The sequence below is a fragment of the Tardiphaga sp. 172_B4_N1_3 genome (assembly GCF_052076035.1).
Lineage (GTDB): Bacteria > Pseudomonadota > Alphaproteobacteria > Rhizobiales > Xanthobacteraceae > Tardiphaga > Tardiphaga robiniae.
The window spans coordinates 5163502-5181468 of record NZ_CP197238.1 but is presented as its reverse complement, the minus strand read 5'-3'; the positions used below and the strand labels follow the sequence as shown (position 1 = coordinate 5181468).

At 57.5% G+C, this 17967-nt stretch carries 15 protein-coding genes; 1 reads left to right on the top strand and 14 read right to left on the bottom strand.

What is annotated here, in order from left to right; all coding sequences use genetic code 11:
• The 12 genes from AB7783_RS24590 to AB7783_RS24535 all read right to left on the bottom strand — a co-directional run bounded on the left by AB7783_RS24590 (window position 1) and on the right by AB7783_RS24535 (window position 15451).
• Window positions 1-1956, bottom strand: a complete 1956-nt coding sequence (locus tag AB7783_RS24590) for an AAA family ATPase (RefSeq protein ID WP_441279024.1) — start codon at window positions 1954-1956, stop codon at window positions 1-3.
• Complete coding sequence (gene asnB / locus AB7783_RS24585; protein ID WP_441279023.1) at window positions 1944-3953, bottom strand: asparagine synthase (glutamine-hydrolyzing); 2010 nt, start codon at window positions 3951-3953, stop codon at window positions 1944-1946. The genes AB7783_RS24590 and asnB overlap by 13 nt, the downstream gene beginning before the upstream one ends.
• Before the next feature lie 3 nt (window positions 3954-3956).
• Window positions 3957-5210: an O-antigen ligase family protein gene (locus AB7783_RS24580; RefSeq protein WP_441279022.1), complete on the bottom strand. Its 1254-nt coding sequence runs from the start codon at window positions 5208-5210 to the stop codon at window positions 3957-3959.
• Entirely contained in the window at window positions 5207-6427 is a 1221-nt protein-coding gene (locus tag AB7783_RS24575) for a glycosyltransferase (RefSeq protein ID WP_093757980.1), read from the bottom strand. Before AB7783_RS24575 ends, AB7783_RS24580 begins: the two co-directional genes overlap by 4 nt.
• A gap of 369 nt (window positions 6428-6796) precedes the next feature.
• A complete protein-coding gene (locus AB7783_RS24570; protein ID WP_441279021.1) occupies window positions 6797-7495 on the bottom strand; it encodes a helix-turn-helix transcriptional regulator in 699 nt (232 codons plus the stop codon).
• Between the two features lie 283 nt (window positions 7496-7778).
• Complete coding sequence (locus AB7783_RS24565) at window positions 7779-9053, bottom strand: polysaccharide biosynthesis/export family protein (protein ID WP_441279020.1); 1275 nt, start codon at window positions 9051-9053, stop codon at window positions 7779-7781.
• Window positions 9031-10200 carry a hypothetical protein gene (locus AB7783_RS24560; RefSeq protein WP_338053840.1) on the bottom strand — a complete coding sequence of 390 codons (1170 nt, stop codon included), beginning with the start codon at window positions 10198-10200 and terminating at the stop codon, window positions 9031-9033. Before AB7783_RS24560 ends, AB7783_RS24565 begins: the two co-directional genes overlap by 23 nt.
• A 119-nt stretch (window positions 10201-10319) precedes the next feature.
• Entirely contained in the window at window positions 10320-11327 is a 1008-nt protein-coding gene (locus AB7783_RS24555) for an SDR family NAD(P)-dependent oxidoreductase (RefSeq protein ID WP_175369514.1), read from the bottom strand.
• Between the two features lie 5 nt (window positions 11328-11332).
• Complete coding sequence (locus tag AB7783_RS24550) at window positions 11333-12037, bottom strand: sugar transferase (RefSeq protein ID WP_184512790.1); 705 nt, start codon at window positions 12035-12037, stop codon at window positions 11333-11335.
• A 2-nt stretch (window positions 12038-12039) separates the two neighbouring features.
• Window positions 12040-13176: a DegT/DnrJ/EryC1/StrS family aminotransferase gene (locus tag AB7783_RS24545; protein WP_309941009.1), complete on the bottom strand. Its 1137-nt coding sequence runs from the start codon at window positions 13174-13176 to the stop codon at window positions 12040-12042.
• Between the two features lie 76 nt (window positions 13177-13252).
• Window positions 13253-13975, bottom strand: a complete 723-nt coding sequence (locus tag AB7783_RS24540; protein ID WP_089266608.1) for a sugar phosphate nucleotidyltransferase — start codon at window positions 13973-13975, stop codon at window positions 13253-13255.
• A 558-nt stretch (window positions 13976-14533) separates the two neighbouring features.
• Complete coding sequence (locus AB7783_RS24535; protein ID WP_441279019.1) at window positions 14534-15451, bottom strand: LuxR C-terminal-related transcriptional regulator; 918 nt, start codon at window positions 15449-15451, stop codon at window positions 14534-14536.
• A 525-nt stretch (window positions 15452-15976) separates the two neighbouring features.
• Here AB7783_RS24535 and AB7783_RS24530 point away from each other — a divergent pair.
• Entirely contained in the window at window positions 15977-16660 is a 684-nt protein-coding gene (locus AB7783_RS24530; protein WP_441279018.1) for a LuxR C-terminal-related transcriptional regulator, read from the top strand.
• Here AB7783_RS24530 and AB7783_RS24525 read toward each other — a convergent pair.
• Together AB7783_RS24525 and AB7783_RS24520 are read right to left on the bottom strand one after the other, a co-directional pair.
• Window positions 16648-17010 (bottom strand): helix-turn-helix domain-containing protein, encoded by a 363-nt coding sequence (locus tag AB7783_RS24525; RefSeq protein ID WP_441279758.1) that lies wholly within the window; start codon window positions 17008-17010, stop codon window positions 16648-16650. The genes AB7783_RS24530 and AB7783_RS24525 overlap by 13 nt on opposite strands.
• A 43-nt stretch (window positions 17011-17053) precedes the next feature.
• Window positions 17054-17965: a flagellin gene (locus tag AB7783_RS24520; RefSeq protein WP_441279017.1), complete on the bottom strand. Its 912-nt coding sequence runs from the start codon at window positions 17963-17965 to the stop codon at window positions 17054-17056.
• Window positions 17966-17967: the final 2 nt, after the last annotated feature.

Below are 17967 nucleotides of genomic sequence, written 5' to 3'. Positions count from 1 at the left end.
TCAATCGCTTCTCAACCAATTGCGGGGGTTCAGTTTGGGTGATCCGGAGCGTTTCAGCTCGATTGCGTCTCCGCGCCACGTTCGCCACGTGATTGCTCTCTTCGACCGCCGGCAGAGTGCGCCCCAAGTCCTCTTGACCAGCTGCTGTGCGCGCTCACCGAACTGGTCCTGCTGTAGCGGCTCGACACGAGTTAAGACCGACGAGAATCTCGTATTCTGGGCAGGGTTGAGATGTTCTGTCCGAACAAGTTGATGCAGCGCGGTCTGCGCCGCCTCACGATCGGTGCTTCCAGAGTGAATGGCGAGCAAAACGTGGTCAGCCCAACTCGCCAGAAGTCTTGCTTCCGGGGCTTCCAGCAGCGAAGGTCCGTCGATGATCACGAAATCATAGGTGTCGCTCAGCTGTCGGAGCAACGAAGGAATCTTGGGGTCGGCGAGAATCCGAAGCCGATGTCCCCCAAACGATGTGGCGGGCAGGTAGTCAATTCCGGACTCATGGATATGTTCGATCGCGTCTGCAAGTGGACGGCCGTACGCCAGTACACTGAGTAAGTTGGCGCTCTCGCCACCCGGTCGACGAGTGAATTGGCCAAAGTCAAGGAGTAGAGTGCGCCACCCGAGCCGGGCAGCGTAAAGACCAAGGCTCCATGCAAGTGTGGTCTTGCCTTCCCCACCGATGCTGGAGCTGACGAGGACAACACGCTGCGATCGTGGGGTTGCCGGGTCGGAGGCCAGTATGGATACCAGAATGGAGCGGATTGCTCTGGCATAGTGGCTCGCAGGCTCCTCCAAAACATAATGCGGCTGCTTGCCTGGCTCCAGTGGAATCGAAGGTATCAGTCCGGCGCATGGAATACGCAGAGCTTCAGCGGTGTCGGCTTCCGTGTGCAGGGTCCGATCGAAGTGATTCAATACGACTGCGAGAACACAAGCCAGCAGAGCGAAGATAATTGCCGCAGGAGGAATCATAAGTAGCGGGTGTAATGAGGTCGGTCGTTCTGGCGGTGTGGCCGTGGCGAGAATACTGACGTCTGATTGCGCGGTCAGACCTTTTGCGGTGAGCTCCTGCCGCCGCCGCAGAAGCGTTTCAAACTGTTGCGCCAGCGTGGTGACCTGCCACTCCAGCGCGGCGTCCCGTGAGGGAGAGGGCTGGCCAAGACGGGAGGCTTTTAGTTCCTCCTCCGCCTTTGCAAGGTCACGCTGAACTTTGGATGATTGTGTCGCAAGGGAGCTCAAAGCATACTCCACATCGCTTTGCTTCTGACGCGCGACCTCGTCGACATACGATTGTGCCACCGTATTGGCGATTTCCGCCGCTCGTTGCGGATTGGCGGCCATAGAAGTAACGGCGATGATTCTGGAGCGCCGCTCCTGACCAACCTTCAAGCTGCGCTTTAGAGCAGCGAGAGCCGACCCGTCATCGGGCTCGTGGTTCTTGCCAAGTAGCAGCTCCTTGGTTGCTGACCATGTACGACCAAAGAGCGTGCGCAAGCTTTGCATCCACGTTCGTGACCCCGTTTCAGCACCGTGCCTCGCATCTTCGAGAGCGCGGAGCGTTGGAAGGAGTCTCCGCAGATAGGCGTCGGAAAGCAGCACCGTGACATGTGTGTCGATGGTGGATTCCTCGGCGGCCGGTGTAGGTGCTGCGGATGCGCCACCGGCATTCAAGGCATCGACTGCGCCGGACTGTCGGACGTCAACAGCAAGTTGTGCCGTCGCCAGATATGAAGGAGACATAAGAAGGCCGGCTACTCCAGCCAGCAAGGCGCCGACGACAATCATCCTGATGACAAGCCGCTTGTACTTCCGCACGCTACCCAGCACGCGATTCAAAGACTGGAGACCGTCATTTGAAGCCAGGGATTGTTCCGTCAGGCGCCGCCCAAGTTCGTCCTCTGCCATATCCGGCGAAAGAGCCTGCAGGGATCGAATACGTCTTCCTACTAACGCTTCCATAGCTCGCTCCTCTGCTGTGCGGGCTCGAGGGTATCTGTCGATCGGGACGTACTCTGTTCAACCATCATTCCTAGCCATGATTGCAACATCAGGACGGCCCATAGCATTCGCGAGTGATCGCGATTGCCACTCAGATGATCCTGCCAGCAGCTCTGGACTCGTTGTACGTCCAGCAAATTCTGGCGGTTAAGGCGTGATTCGGAGAGCAGGTCTGCAGCCCATGAGCGCAGGGGGCCTTTCAACCAGGCGCCGACAGGCACGTCGAAGCCCTGCTTGGGTCGATCTATCAAGTGGCGCGGCAAGTAACGGCTGAGAACCTGCCGCAAGATCCACTTGCCCTGTCCGTCGCGCACCTTGGCCGTGTTCGGCAGCCGCCAGGAGAATTCCACGACGCGATGGTCGAGAATTGGACAGCGCGCTTCCAAGCCTGTCGCCATGCTGGCGCGATCGAGCTTCACCAGGATGTCGCCGGGGAGATAATCGATCATGTCCCGCACAATGAAGTCGGATAGAAGATCGTTCAGCGGCGGCACCTTAGCCGAATCGGTGACTTGCTCCGGAGTCAATTGCAGCTCGGAAAGCCGCATGACTTTCCGGTACATGTCGTCGGCGTCATCGCCTGCAAACAGTTGCGCAAGGCGGTTAATCCGGTCGCTTCCGATCATCCGTCGCAGGCGGCCTGGAAGAGGCAACGCGTCAGCGATGTCTTCCCGCAAACCGCGGGCGAGCAATGACACACCCATTGCCGCCGTTCGCCGAAGTGCTCGATTGGAGTTAAGAAGGGGAGCCAGACGGGCGGTCAAAAGATGCCTGGAATATCCAGCAAAACATTCGTCTCCGCCGTCACCGGAGAGGACAACAGTTACATCCCGGCGGGCGAGGCGAGATAGCAGCAGCGTCGGAATCTGCGATTCGTCGGCGAACGGCTCGTCCCAAATACGGGGCAGTTCGGGAATGACATCCATGGCCTCCGAGGGAGTGAGACGTAGCTCCGTGTGGTCCGTGCCGAGGTGACGAGCCACAGCCGCGGCACTGGCCGCTTCGTCGAAGGCGGGCTCGCCGAAACCGATAGTGAACGTGCGGACGGGCCGGGCGGATTGGGATTGCATCAGGGCGACGACAGTTGAACTGTCGATGCCACCGGACAGGAACAGCCCGATTGGCACGTCGGCAACCATGCGCTCACCGACAGCCTCGCGAAGCAGGCCATCAAGATGCGACACGAGCTCGCCATCGTCCGCGGAAACGGGGTTTCTTCGGCCGTGCTTTGCGATGTCGGTCAGCGACCACCAAGTGCGCGCCTTTGCCCGAAGCGCTGCAGCATCCCGAGATGCCAGAAGTTCATCGGCGCCGAAAGATAGAATGTTGCCGGGCGGAAGTTTGAAGACGTCTTTCCATATACAATGTTCATCCGGTAGCCAGCCGCGAGCGAGAAATTCAGCGACCCCGCGCGGATTGACCTCCGCAACGAAATCGGGGAACGCGTCGATCGCCTTCAACTCTGAAGCAAAGACAACGGCATTTCTCGTTCTGGCGACGTATAGGGGCTTCTTTCCCATTCGATCGCGGGCCAGATGGAGCGTACGGGTCTGCCGATCCCAAAGGCCGATTGCGAACATGCCGTTGCAGCGCGCCAGGGCAGCCTCGAATCCCCATCTCTCGATCATCGCGAGCAAGACCTCGGTATCACTGCTGCCGATGAAGTTCTGGCCGAGGCGTTGAAGCTCCTGTCGCAACGACGGATGATTGTAGATCTCACCATTGAATGTGATGACGAATCGGCCGCTCTCGGAAAGCATCGGTTGTCGCCCCGCGTCGGTGAGGTCAACGATGGAGAGCCGGCGATGCCCGAATGCAATCCCGGCGTCACGATCGCACCACGAACCGTGGGCATCGGGTCCGCGATGGTGCAAACGATTCGTCATTCGGCCGATCGCATCCAGATCGGCGGATCGGGAAGCTTGTGGCATCTGAAGAATTCCGGCGATTCCACACATGATCTAGCTTCCGATACGCGTGTGCGGCGACGGCGGGCGCGCCGATCCAAGGATCAGGCTGAGAGCAAACGCGAACCACACGATGGGATGACGCAAGATGAAATGGCTGATGCTGAAAATGGCCAGCGCAGCGAACAATGCTGCCAGGGCATCGAGCTTCGCGCGGAACATGAGCATGAACGTGCCTGCGAAGAGGCCGCAAACGGCAATCACAGCGAGCAGGCCACCTTGCGTAAATATATCCAGCAGTGTGCTATGGGCTTCGAAAGGAGTTGGAAGCGCCTTGTTATTGGCGACGTTCGGCTTCTCGAGATGCGGGCCTGGCCCCAGCCCGAGCGATCCGGTTTCCAGCCCTCGACGGAGTGCATCTTCCCAGAGTTGCAGTCGCAGGGACGCGGTGCGCTTCGTTGCCTCGCCGCCACGGTCCTTGGCCAGACTGATTGCCAGACCTTCAAACTCATCGGCGGTCGCAACGGCATACGGTGCTAATGCGAGCGCCAGAGGGACGGCGGCGGCGATGACCAGAACCGCGACCACCGACCGGAAATTTAGTCTGTGCTGTGGCGAGGTCAGCCAACTGCGCAAACGCAGCAAGGAAAAGATCGCGGTGGCAATCACCATCGCAACAAGAAATGTATCGCTTTTGGTCAGGCGCCCGACGGCGAAGGTTAGCAGGCAACTGAATGATCCCGCTATGCGGCCAAACCCTTTGGCCGATAGGGCAAGGCTGAGAGACAGCGGCGTCAAAACGGCGCAATAGAGAGCGATCTGATTGGGATTCTCCGCCCAGCCTCGAAATCGATCCCAATACCATGGATCGACCGACGGCAGGCTGATGATGGACCAGCCCGCAGCGATCTGAAGGACCAGTGCGATGTTCCAGAAAGCGAGCAGGAACCATTGGGTTTGACGTAGGGCAGCGTCGGCTTCCATCGTTGCGACGATGAGGCAGGTCAAAGCTGCCACCAACAGATACGCGAAGGTGTCGTGCAACATCGTAGGAAGGTCCAGCTCCTGGCTCAGATAGGCCACGCATGTCCCTATGCTCAGGGCGAGTGCAAGACAGGCCCAAAACGCACCGATTCGGAGCAAAGCGGTCGCGTTGTAAATCTGGCCGGTAACGATGGCTCGCAATGAGACGAAGGCTAGCCACAGGACAAGACAGACCTCGCCAACACCCAGCGGAATTCCGGGAAGGCGCAGCTGTGAAGCTGTCGTAAGCACGATGCCAAAAGAAAGAAGCGCATTGGCGATCATGATGATTTCCCGCTGTGCCGGCTAACCCTTCGATCTTCATGGACGTCGCGAGACAAAGCAGCCGGATCTTCGCTTCGCCTCCCGGTGAAAATCAGCTTCCTGTAAAGATCGGCGTAGCGGTCAGCCACGACGTTCAGGTCGAACTCACGGCGCACGAGCGCGATCGAGCGCTGTCCCATGCTCTTTGCGCGGGCAGGATCTTGGAGAAGATCGAGAATGGCTGCGGCGAGCGCACGCGGGTCCCGGGGCGGCACCAAATGGCCATTGCAGTTCTCCACCACAACATCGCCGCAGCCTGGCATACGCGTGGCGACAATAGGCACCCCCGCCAATCCTGCTTCCAGCAGAACACGGGGGATTCCTTCCCGATACTCCGTCGGGAAGGCAAAGACATTCGCGATTCCGAGAAGCGCAGGAACGTCGGATCGCGCACCGAGAGCGATTACGTGTGGTGCGTATCGATCAATCAAAGCCTGATCCACGGCAAAAGGACCTTCGCTCTCCCTTGGACCGACAAGCAGGAAACGAACGCCGGGCCGCACTTCGCGGACAATCGCCGCCGCATCCAGAAGCGTGGGTATGCCTTTTTGTACGGTCAGTCGGCTCACAGTCATGACGACTTCGTCGTCACCGAGTCCGAGCTCTGTACGAAGTTTTGCGGTGGACGGCGCCTGAGCCCGCGCTGTGTCGAAAGCATCGACATCGATTCCCGAACTTCCGATCAGTACAGCGGGGCTGTTGCCAAGCAGACGATAGCGGCGGAAAAAGTCGCCATCCTCCTTGTTTTGAAATACCGTTGCCGAGGTCCAGCAGGCGGCCAACCGCTGTAGCGCCAGGTAGGCTGGCCTGAATGCAAGAGCTTTCAGCTGTGCGGAGGAGAATACCCAACCCATTCCGTTGATGGTGCGCACAATGGGGATTGCGCCTCTCACCGCAAGAGGAGCAAGCAGATTTGGTTTGGTATCGAACGTTTGAACAACGTCCGGTCGAATGCCACGCACAAGCTGTGAGAGCTGGCCGACAGCTAGGCGGTCAGCAACCCGTGCGCCGAATCTATTGAAGTCATAGCGGTGATACTCGATGCCGCTGTTTGAGAACGGGAGTGCAGCGCCAGTACCGGCAGCGCTCACCCGAAAGCCGCGACTGCGCAAAGCTGCCAGAAATGGGATCCGCAGGGCATGATCCTCGCCTCCCACACAAAGCACATGCAACGTCATGCTAATCCTTTCGGTCGCAATCGGAATGCAGCTCAGTCGATCCGGAGAATCGGCTACAGATGAATTTCGATGTCCTCGCGTATGAGCGGACGATGTGAGCTTACGAGGCGATCACAAAGTGTCTTCATTCGTTCGAATGACGGCCGCGTCGGAAGTATTCGGCGATCCTGAAGAATTGAGACATCGACACCAAGAGGATTACTCCGAAGCGCGTTTGGCATCATGCACGCAAGCTGAAGCGTCGTGTCGTCAGATCCAGAATCAGTTCAAACGTCGGAGCAAAGCAGGCCTGTCGGCGACCCGTTTCACTTGCCGCTGTGTTTGTGCCCGGATGAACAAGGCGGCTCGCCTGGGTGCCTATCGTCAGACTCAATTACCGGGAGAAGGCAGGACGGCGACACGCCCGAGTAATGCAACCAGCTCCGCCTGCCGCCGTGTCTGTGTCTTGACGAACAGGGAGGCCAGGTGTGAGCGAATCGTCGTCCGGCTCAGCCGTCGGGCGCGAGCAATATCAAGCAAATTATGGCCGCGCGCCAATTCGACTGCAAGCTGGGTTTCCGCGGCTGTGAAGCCGAACAAACACCGGAGCGCTTGGGGCGTCGGCTCCGGATGAGCGTCGAGATCGAGCAGAATGATGGTGCTGGTTTCATCCGTCCAAACATTGACCATCTGGCTTACAAGGCTGGTGACGCCCTCCTTGAAGGAAGTCGCGAGCCACGATGTCGAGCCAACGGGAATTTGGGCTCCCGCGCGGTTCACCAGCTGCTTGACGGCGCTGTAGAGCGTTTCAGGGCTGGTGGTGAGGTTGCATTCGCGTTCCAATATCACGCGTCCGATTGCACTCACGTCAAGCACACAGCCACGCTTGAGCAGAACTTGCCCGCAGCCAATACGCGCCAAAACCGCGTGTAGGACGTCACGTTGCTCGCCAAGGTCGGGCTTCTTGCCTGGATCAGCGTCTGGCCGGATAGCGGGAGCACGATTCGAAATGTTGAAGATGGATTCCCTGCAGGGATGAAGCGATGCAATTGCGCCGGGCAATGTGGCACTCTGGTTCAAATTCAACATGTCGTCATTCCCTTCGCTACTACTTCAATCGAATGACAAGGATTGATCGGAGGGAAAGCATTCCAATTTCGACGAGCCATGTAAATGTTCAAATTGGGGTAACCCGACTGCACATTTGGCTGAGGCAGTCTACTATTCGTGGGGCCCCTAGCGGTCTGAATGACATGGAGGAAATGTCGGTTGGAAAAGCGATGCGCGCCTCAGCGCGCAGTTTTGTGCAGGCGTCCGGCCAGAGGTCGTAAGCGCGGTATCCTTTGTGGGTACCCACGCTTGTGCCAATGGCTCAGTTAGATGCGCTGGCTACTCCCGAAGGGCGCAGCGCAACTTCGACCACATCTCCCGGCTCTACATCGAAATCAACTGATGCGACGATCCTGTTCCACTGCTGGCCGACCTTTCGTGCGATCGTTACCTCTGCTCGGAGATCGCTGGTTCCAACAGGTAGTGCTCCCGCACCGCCGACAGGCTGCAATTTTTGACTCAACGCCTGCAATTTAACCCGCAAGTCCGCCATGCGAACGGTTGAATCCTTCAACTCGCGCAACAGATTGATGGTTCGTAGATTGGCGACCCGCTCGATCTGGCGCACGAAGTCGTCGCGCTGACGTTGCAGCCGCATGACTTCGACCATCGTCTGAAGACGCCTTGTCGACGACAACAGAAGAGCGCGTCGGCTTTCCGTAACACGGGGGCTTGGCAAGGATCCTGCACCAAACAACTTGGCTACCCGATCCAGCTCATCCTCATCGGCCTGAACACCCTTTTCCTCACCGTCCTGCTGCTTCCTGAGGGTTACGAGCTGAGCCTCCGATTGTTTGACTGCATCCTCCAGAAAGCTTCGTTCCTTACGATAGTCGATTTGCGCGGTCTTTAGCGACGCCGACTCGGATTGCATGAGCGACTCGATGACGGAGACCGGCAAAGATACTTCGCTGGGTATCTTCTGATCGAAGCTGTCATTGCCCTGGAGTTCGGCATTGGTGCGGATCACGTGGATATACTCTTTGATGTACTCGGTCGACAAAGATTGGTAATCGCGCAACAGATCCGCCGGATCGATAGCACCGACCTGACCGCGAGAACGCAACAGGCTAAAGCCACCGGCGACTGCAACGGCTTGGCGTACAGTCATTGACGCGCGATACACCAGCTGTCCGGGCGTGAGAACGTCTCCTGTGACGTAGATCGGTCGATATTCCACGACGCTCGCGATCACGTCCCCAGGCTTGATGACGAGCGCCTGCTCTCGCCCATCCGGTGAGCGCTGACGCAGAATCCTGGACTGCAGCAGCGTCTCCATGCGAGTCTGAAGTTCCGACGGGGTCAGACCTGCAACCGGCACCGTACCGACCCCGGGAAGAGCAATGGTGCCGTCAATCTGGATCTGAGCTCTATTGCGCTGTTCAGGCGCTCCACCGACCGATACCTCGACAGTATCGCCAGGCGCGAGGCTGTATTGAGCTCCAAGGCAACCGTCGCTGCCTGCCAAGACAATGATCCCTGCCCAGACGCTGATGGGGACATAGCTGAAAGTCTTACTGCGCCTGTTGCCCTTCATGACGATCTCCTTGCGCTAAGTCGTTTCCGCTGTCTCGATCAGCCCAGTCGATGCGGGAAACAAAATCAAATACCGGCCCGCCTCGTTGCCCCCAGTTGCTCGACCAGATGACTTGCGATCCATCAGGAGAAGGTGAGCCATGCGTTTCGCTCCAATAGTCATACGGAGCATTGCGCGTATGCGCGATACGTCGAAACTCGCCACTGCCATCGATTTTAAGTGCGATAACTTCCTGAGCGAACGGTGCCACCTTCTTGCCGCCGGCGGGAGCGAGCGCGGCGCCGGCATAACTCATGAAGACCCAGCCGGGACGGCGTATCGCTCGCATCGATGCATGCTGAGCTTCTCCATAGGGAGCGAGCGCCGTGACCTGTCCGTCTTGGAGTCTCCGTTTGATGACCTGATACTTGTCGGGCGCCGACTTGCTGATGCCGACATAAACTTCATCACCGCCGGCATCGACGGTCATGTCGCCGTGGCCGGGCCGGTGATGCTCTGTCCAGCTCTGCAGGAGATCACCCTCAATGCTGAAGACAAATGCTTGATCTGTGAAGTCAATGAGAGACTGCTGGCAGAATATGTACTTGCCCAGCGGCGAGATTCCGCAATAGCTGTTTTTGCCGGGAATTCGCGCCAGCTCAATATCAGGAAATTTCCGGCGATCCGAAAGATCCATCGCAAATGCGACAAGCGTGCCCTGCTGGCCGATGGCGCGCACCACGATACGGTTGCCGTCCCATGAGGGATTGCCCTTGTAGGGACCGAATTGAAGCTCGCGATATGCTTCAGTCTCAAGAATTACATCTTCGGCGTTGCTTCGCGGCGACCATCGCGAAATGCGGCGCCCGGCGACACAAATCATGACCTCCGGATCTTGCGGATGCCATTCGCATTCACCCCCGCGCTGTCGCCGAAACAGTGGAGCATAGGTGTGCCCATCAAGAAAGCACAGGCCATTGCAGCCGTTGACAATCAAAAGCAGGCTCTGGTCGGCGTTCCACGCCTGCGCGCTCGAATAGCGATGCGTGCAGTAGGAACGCTTGCAAACCATGCCGTTTCCCATCGGACTATCAGGCGTGGTCACACGTACAAAGGTCGTACCGAGGGATGCGTCGGCGGCTGACGCGAGATAGCCAGGCAAATCCATGGCGGGCGCCGGGAGGAATTGGGCGTTTGCGAGCGATTCGGTTGAGGCGGGTCTTGAGGAAGCGAGCAAGACAAGGGCGCCACAGCACAGGAGAGCTCGGGCATAACTTAGCCTGGCCATCATGTGATGAAATCCTTTTGCCGCCGGACTTGCTTTCCCGAAAGGCGATGACGCCACCAGTCAACTGTCCGCTCCAACCCTTCTCGCAGCGTGACCTGCGGTGACCATCCCGTTGCATGGACGAAGCGGGTGCAATCAGCGAGCAACGCTCGCACTTCCGAATTTGTCGGTCGCAGACGCTTCTCATCTTGAAGCACAGGCTTGTCGCTGGAAGTAAGGTCGACGATGACATCAATAAGGTCGCGGATCATGATCGCCCGCTGACTACCTGCGTTATATGGCTGGCCGTATTCGATGCCCTCGGCCAGTCCGGCAGCCATGAATGCGGCTGCCGTATCTGCAACGAATGTAAGGTCGCGCACGGTCGTTGCATCCCCGATCATGATCGCGGGGCAGGAAGGATCGAGCGCTTGCCGTATAATGGCGGCGATGATCGCCCTTTCGCTCTGTCGTGGCCCAAACGTGTTGAATGGTCTGAGAATGACGACTGGTACGCCGAACGATTTCGCAAAAGCCCCTGCCATCATGTCCGCGGCTATTTTGGAGGCGGAATACGGCGATTGTCCCTGCAGCGGATGAGTTTCATCGATCGGCATTGTTATGGCTGTGCCGTAGACCTCGCTGGTCGACGTGTGAATGACCCGCTCGGTGCCGCACTGCCGCGCGGCCTCGAGCACATTCAAGGTGCCGAGAACGTTTGTTTCGACATAGGATTGCGCAGCGACGTAGGAATAGGGGATCGCGATCAGTGCTGCGAGATGAAAGACGATTTCGTGGCCGGGTACGAGACGACCGACGAAAGCTGCATCGCGGATGTCGCCGCGAACCAGGTTGACTTTCTTTCGGGTCGAATCCGGAAGGTCGTCCAGCCAACCATGGCTATCGAAGGAATTGTACTGGGCAAGAGCGGTAACGTTGGCCCCTGCCGAAACAAGCGCTTCGGTCAGGTGCGAGCCAATGAAACCGTCGGCTCCCGTGACGAGAATTCTGGCACCAAGGTAATTCATGGCCGTCAATGTCCGGTTTGTTGTTTAGATTCTCTCGATTGATTCTTCCGCGTGTATTCGGTCCACGATCCCACCGCGATTGCCCAGGCCGCACGAACAATCCAGCCGAGATCAGAAGCCAGTGTTCGGCGCGGGAAATAAGCGAGATCGATTTTCGCCTTGGTCGGGAACAGAACTTGTCGATAGAAATCCACAGCCGCAACGTCAGCGGGATAGAGCTTGCTTTCATGTCGAAACATGACCTGGCACGGACCAACAAGACCGGGCTTGTGGTCGAGAAGCTTCTCGAAGCCACCGTGAAAGCAGTCGAAGAATGCGAGCGATTCAGGCCGCGGTCCCACGAGCGCCATGTCGCCGCGCAAAACGTTCCAGAGTTGCGGTAACTCGTCCAGCTTGCTCGCGGCAAGAATGCGGCCAATCCTAGTCAGGCGACCGTCTCCCTCCATTGTAAGCGGACATCCATACCGGTCGCAATCCGGCCTGAACTTGCGAAATTTGTACATGCGGAATGGTCGTCCATTTTGCCCGAGACGAAGCTGCGAGAACAAAATCGGCCTTCCGCCTTCGATCCAGATAGCAAGTGCTACGATTAGGAAGAGAGGAGCGAGAGAGGCTGTCGCGGCACCGGCAAACAGAATGTCAAGGGCGCGCCGCAAGCCCACCTGCGTAACAGGAGTTGACGCCAGGAGCTGGTTCGCTGCCCCGCGCATGGCTACGCGATTGCCCCTAGTGGAAATTCCGTGCCAAGTGCCGCCGCAAGGGAATTCACTACCTGTTCCACGTCGGCCGGGTTCATCCGGGGGTGCAGCGGCAGCGTGAGCTCCCGTTGGGCAAATTCCTCGGTGCGCGGCAAGAATGTATCGGGATAGAGTTCTCTGTAGAATGTCAGGTGGTGGACGGCAGGATAGTGAATCGTAGTCTGTATGCCGCGCTTGCGGAGCCGATCGATCACGGGCTGCCGATCGGTTGCCATCGGCAGGACGACCGGCATCAGATGGTGCGCCGATGGCCAAGGATTCGCGAAGGGTATCATCACCGCTGGGCAATGCTCCGCCATCAACTGACGATAGCACAGTGACAGGCGTCGCCTGGTGTCATTCCATTCCGGAAGTTTCTTGAGTTGGGCAAGGCCAACGGCAGCGCGCAAATCGTCCATACGATAGTTGAATCCGAGGATCGTAACATCGTAATCGGGACGACGACTGGTGAGGCGCTGTCGCGTGCTGCTTGTCATGCCATGAGACCGTGCTCGCTTGATGGTTTCCCTCAAAGCGCGGCTGCGGGCGATAATGGCGCCGCCCTCGGCGGTCGTCATGTTCTTGTTGCCGTAGAAGCTGAATGCTGCCGCCTCGCCATAGGTCCCCACTGCGGGCAGTCCGGGCGCATGAGCTGCATCCTCGATCAGGAGCAGGCCCTTGCGACGAGCGAAAGACTGCCAAGTGTCGCGATGCGCGAGGTAACCGGCGAAATGGACGAGAATAATCGCTTTTGTTCTCGATGTGCATTTGGCTTCGGCATCATCCAGCGACATCAACGGAATCTCGGCCGAGTCGATATCGACGAAGACGGGGCGCGCTCCGACATAGAGAACGCTATTGGCCGTGGCAACGAAGGTCAGCGACGGAACGAGAACTTCGTCGCCCGGTCCAATGCCGAGCGCGTGCAGGATGAGGTGGAGGGCTGCCGTGCATGAGCCGACGGCGATCGAATCCTCGGCCTCATGAAGATGAGCAAACGCTTGTTCGAACTCCCGGACCCGGTCTCCCATCGTAACCCAGCCGCTCTCGATGACAGAAGCTAGGGCTGTTTGCTCGTCCGGACCCAGGACTGGCTCTGATACCAATAGCATGTGTTCATCTCCAATCCCGGATTCAGCGATACGTTTGAGATTGCACGAGCAGCAGCCGTAACATGCAGCGTCTTCGTCAGGCCGCGACGGTTGCCACGAATGCCGGGGGCGACTGCTCGTCCCATGCAATATCCTGAGCCTTGAGGAAGTCGTCCACCCGCCCGATGTCGAGCCACATGCCATTGTGCTTGAATACGTTCACGGGTATTTCCTCTTCCAGCATCTGGGCCATCAGATCGTCGAAGCCGAATGGAACACCTGACGGAATGCGATCCAGTACTGAGGGATCCATGCAATAGATGCCCATGCTCACGAGATGCGACAGTTCAGGCTTCTCACGGAATCCGGTGACGCAACCGCCCGTCTCGTCGATCACGCCAAAGTCCATCTTGGTAGGACGTGTGGCAGTGGCGATGGTGAGAGGACCTTGGTGTCGGCGATGACAGCTCACGAACTGACTGAGATTCAGGTCCGTGAGCACATCGCCGTTGAGGACCAGAAACGGCGTGTCGAGTTGTTCTCGCAAAAGTGACAGCGGGCCCATCGTTCCAAGCGGCTCCACTTCCTGCGTGTAAACGATCTGCATGTTCCACTGATTGCCGTCGCCGCAAACGCTGCGAATAAGGTGGCCCAGATATCCAGTCGTGATGAAGACTTCTCTGATCCCATTTCGCCTGAGCCATTTGAGCAGGAGCTCGAGTACGGGCCGCGATCCGATCGGCATAAGCGGTTTCGGCAAGATGGATGTATGCGGACGCAAGCGCATTCCCTTTCCGCCGCATTGGATGACAGCCTTCATATTATCCTCCTGTGTTACTGAAGCGCGCAATCATTCATCATATCAACGCGACAGCCCGACCTGGCGCTGATGGCCGAACCGGAATGCCATTGACGAGAAAACTAGACGCTGACTATCCACGCGTCTTCGTGCGTTTGCATGAGATGTCGGAATGATAGTTGGATTGCACGCGACCACATGTATTGGAGTGGCAAAGCTGCAGCTCGCAGTGGTGCATGATGGGACGAAACAGACCGAACCGGACTTCGGCTGCATCGCTGGCGCGCGATATCGCGAGGCCCGATTAACATCGCTGCGCTTAGAATGACGACGAAAGCGCAACGAGCCGGCTTTTCAGAAAGCCTGTTAGAAACTGACGCCGGCACCCCTCACGCGCGCGAGCGACATCGCACTAACCGTTGCCCAAGATCGGTGGAATGATTTATTGAAGCGCGTCGCAAGAACACGCGCGATCGTCAGCGCCTCACGTATCCATGTTCGATCGTTCACCGGCGCGAGCGCCACGCTCCGACAACCACCGGTCGGCGCGACTTGCTCGCCTACGCCAACAATCGCTGACTATTTGCCGATTCGTGCCGCACCGCAGATCTTTCCGTTGATGCCCTTACGGATCAGACCGTCGATGCGCGAGACCTCAATATGATTTGGCTCGTGGTTGATCACACCCAGTGGCACTGGCGTCTCGTTTTTCTTGATCTCGGAGATCATCGCAACGGGATTTGAAAGCCGACCGTTCGAATCGCCAGCTAAAGGCGGAGAGTTGCTGTTTGCCGGTTCTGCCAGTGATCCGTTGTTCATCCCCCAAATCGCTGCCTGTGTCCGATTCTGGACACGGAGCTTGCGAAGGATCGCCTTGACGTGGACTTTTACAGTTGCTTCGGCGATATGGATCGTCCGCGCGATGCTTTTGTTGGAGGCGCCTTCAATCAGGCAGTGCAAAATTGATTTTTCCCGCGGAGAAAGCTGCGGCGTGGTCATATCTTCTGTAGCGATAAGAATCGCCTGCGTCTTGTTTTGGTCGCGCGACCCCGTCTCGCCTGGGTGACTGCCTTCGGGAGCAAGAACAGATGATAGAAATGCCGGAGGAAAGATCGTTTCACCCATCATTATCAGTTCGATGGACTTTATGAATACATCGCAGGTCATAACGTTGACAAAGTAGCCGTTGGCACCTGCCCGAAACGCAGAAGCCAGTTCGTCCATTCGATAATGATCGGCCACGATCGCAATGCGCCCGCCCGGATGGTAGTCCCTGAAAAGTTCGATTTGTTCAATCGCGGCGTCAAAATCATCGCCGGTGTGAGCAATAAGAAGCAGGGGCTGGTGTGCTTGCGGTTGACCCGGGAGCAAATCATCCACGCTTGATACTGAGGCTAGGATACGAAAATTTGCTGAGCGTAAAATCCTGGCAAGACCTTCTCTGAGTAAAGTATTTTTCCCAACGAGAATTGTAAAAAAAGATTTTTGCCTCCGCATCGCGATCCTCCCAACCATACGCAACTGATTTAAAAAAAATTGAGCGATTGAAATTCAGCTCATTCTTGGTGATCTGTCGGCGGTTAAGCCCGCTTCTTCGGCAGAAATTTTGGCATTGGAATATTTTCAGTCGGCAAGAAACTCTGTCTTCTTAGAAGCATTTCGTCGTCGAATTGAAGACGCCTCCCTTCTCGTTTGCGACGATTTTATGAATGTTAGATGCGAATTCTCGATCTCCCTATATACCTTTAGTTATAGGCGATGGGCCGGTACTGAGGGATGTCGTTCATAATAGTAAACGGGGGAATCACCGCAGACTTCGCAGAGGGAGTGCGTGCTTCGTCATACGGGACATCTATCCTTGAGCGACCATTTCAGATACGTCTACCCGAGGTTGTTACGTGTTTTCTTTGTTGCGTTGCGATGTAGCGTAACGAATTTGAGCCTCCCGAAAATTAGGCTAAGAAGGGAATATCCGGGGTCGCGTGGAGTTTAAGTTTTGGGGGGCTAGGCTGAGGACCGCCCATGCGTTGCACCAGTGTCGTGATCGCAGACCGCCATCCTGTGGTTCTGCAAGGTTTGACGAGCGTGCTTGAAGCGCAAAGCGGCTTCAAGGTTGTCGCGTGCTGCAGCGCTGGCCCGAGCTGTATCGAAGCGATTCGAAATTTAACGCCGGACATCGCCATTATAGACATCGAAATGCCAGGCCTGACCGGGCTGGAAATCGTTGCCATCGCCAACTCCGAGGGGCTTTCAACGCGGGTCGTCTTTTTCACCGCTGTCGTTGAAGATCGCCAACTGGCTTTATCGGCCGCCGCTGGCGCCTACGGTGTCATCCTGAAGGACATGCCGCTCGAACCCCTGGTGCAGTCCTTGCGGGAGATCGCGGCTGGCCAAAGGCTATTGCCGCTTCCCGCGGTCAATCACGTTATACCTTCCGAACAGAAGAGTATCGCGATCACGGAGAGTGTTCTGGCGGTGCTGACAGAGCGCGAGCGTCAGATCATGCGCCTGGTATCTGAAGGGTTGTCGAACAAGGAAATTGGGCGCCGGCTAAATATTGCTGATGGCACCATCAAGCAACATCTCCATCACATCTATCAGAAGCTTGAAATCAACAACCGGACAGTGCTTGCGGCGCTTGCCATATCGCACAACGAACGTGGGGGCTTTCTTGAGGATCGGGCTCTGTCGGTTCATTGTGATTGAGCGTCTGCAGTCGCACTGCCGACCCGTGCACCACTTCCCGCTGATACGGGCAGTGATTGGCGCACAAGCCTCGTCGGCGACATCCACCTCGCCGCCATCGCGGAGGCCGAAAGGACCCTGATGCGCGGCTTCACCACCCTGCCCGACATCGGTGGGCCTTCTTCAGCAAATCGCTGAGGAACCTGCATTGCTGGTCGCGCGGCGCCATGCCCCCGCGGCAATCCGGTCGCAGCGGAAAAGATGCGGGTGAAGTGGCTTTGATCGGCAAAGCCACAAGCCTGTGCAACATCGGCCAACGGCATATCGGTCTTCATCAGAAGATTTCGGGCCAACTCGACGCGCTGGGACAGGATAACTTAGAAAGACGCATTTAGGGTCCCGCTCGTGTCTAAATCAGCGCAGATAGCTCGCCAGGTTCAGGCTCTGAACCTTGGCAATCGCGGCATAGGATGCCGTAAGCTGGGCCTGATAGGTCGACAGTTTGGCGGTGACCGCTGCAACGTCGACACTGGTGAGATCGCTGCCGAGCGTCTGGGCATAGGATTGATACTCGGTCTGGTAGGCACTGGCCCGCTCGATTGAGGCCGATGCGTTGGATATCCGCGTCTGCACCACGCCAAGCTTGTCGATGGAATCGACCGCCAGATCGAGCGCCTCATTGAGCGTGTCGGTCGAGAGCGGCGAATTGCTCGCTACCAGATTCATGGCCCGCATGATCTGCTCGAAAGCGGTATTGTCCGCCGTGACGCCGTAAGAGACCGTCTGGTTGTCCGAGACGCGTACAGCGCCGAGCTGACTGTCGCCCTGATAATAGCTCGTGTCTGCGGTGGACGGCGACGATGCCGCGGCATAGGTCGCACTGGAGATATCCACCGGCGCGGTTTTGGTGGCAGAACCGACGAACAGATAGCCGCCATTATATTGCGTGTTGAGTAGTGACGCCATCTGCTCCAGCATGTTCTTGGCGCTCTCCGTCACGCTAGCCGCATCCGTGCTCGAAGCGCTCGATGCGCTCGTTAGCAAGGTGCGGAATTGCGTTACCAGATCAGACACCGAATTGACGGCCGAGTACATCACCTGGATCTTGCTGTTGGTCTGCGTGGCGGCATCGATATAGGACTGCGCCCGGGTCACCGAGACCTGAAGATTGAGCACCTGCTGCGCCGATGACCCCAACCCGCCAAAATCCGACGAGATCAGCCCCGAAGCCTCCTGGATCTGCTGATTGGCCATGGTGCTTTGCGTGCGCAAAGCGGATGCGATCATCTGGTCGTTAATCGCAAAGGTGGCAACGCGCATCTGCATCA

What these genes read in the sequence shown, in the direction of transcription:
- AB7783_RS24590 (WP_441279024.1), bottom strand. Translation starts at nt 1,956, where the DNA reads ATGGAAGCGTTAGTAGGAAGACGTATTCGATCCCTGCAGGCTCTTTCG.
- asnB (WP_441279023.1), bottom strand. Translation starts at nt 3,953, where the DNA reads ATGTGTGGAATCGCCGGAATTCTTCAGATGCCACAAGCTTCCCGATCC.
- AB7783_RS24580 (WP_441279022.1), bottom strand. Translation starts at nt 5,210, where the DNA reads ATGATCGCCAATGCGCTTCTTTCTTTTGGCATCGTGCTTACGACAGCT.
- AB7783_RS24575 (WP_093757980.1), bottom strand. Translation starts at nt 6,427, where the DNA reads ATGACGTTGCATGTGCTTTGTGTGGGAGGCGAGGATCATGCCCTGCGG.
- AB7783_RS24570 (WP_441279021.1), bottom strand. Translation starts at nt 7,495, where the DNA reads ATGTTGAATTTGAACCAGAGTGCCACATTGCCCGGCGCAATTGCATCG.
- AB7783_RS24565 (WP_441279020.1), bottom strand. Translation starts at nt 9,053, where the DNA reads ATGAAGGGCAACAGGCGCAGTAAGACTTTCAGCTATGTCCCCATCAGC.
- AB7783_RS24560 (WP_338053840.1), bottom strand. Translation starts at nt 10,200, where the DNA reads ATGGATTTGCCTGGCTATCTCGCGTCAGCCGCCGACGCATCCCTCGGT.
- AB7783_RS24555 (WP_175369514.1), bottom strand. Translation starts at nt 11,327, where the DNA reads ATGAATTACCTTGGTGCCAGAATTCTCGTCACGGGAGCCGACGGTTTC.
- AB7783_RS24550 (WP_184512790.1), bottom strand. Translation starts at nt 12,037, where the DNA reads ATGCGCGGGGCAGCGAACCAGCTCCTGGCGTCAACTCCTGTTACGCAG.
- AB7783_RS24545 (WP_309941009.1), bottom strand. Translation starts at nt 13,176, where the DNA reads ATGCTATTGGTATCAGAGCCAGTCCTGGGTCCGGACGAGCAAACAGCC.
- AB7783_RS24540 (WP_089266608.1), bottom strand. Translation starts at nt 13,975, where the DNA reads ATGAAGGCTGTCATCCAATGCGGCGGAAAGGGAATGCGCTTGCGTCCG.
- AB7783_RS24535 (WP_441279019.1), bottom strand. Translation starts at nt 15,451, where the DNA reads ATGCGGAGGCAAAAATCTTTTTTTACAATTCTCGTTGGGAAAAATACT.
- AB7783_RS24530 (WP_441279018.1), top strand. Translation starts at nt 15,977, where the DNA reads ATGCGTTGCACCAGTGTCGTGATCGCAGACCGCCATCCTGTGGTTCTG.
- AB7783_RS24520 (WP_441279017.1), bottom strand. Translation starts at nt 17,965, where the DNA reads ATGCAGATGCGCGTTGCCACCTTTGCGATTAACGACCAGATGATCGCA.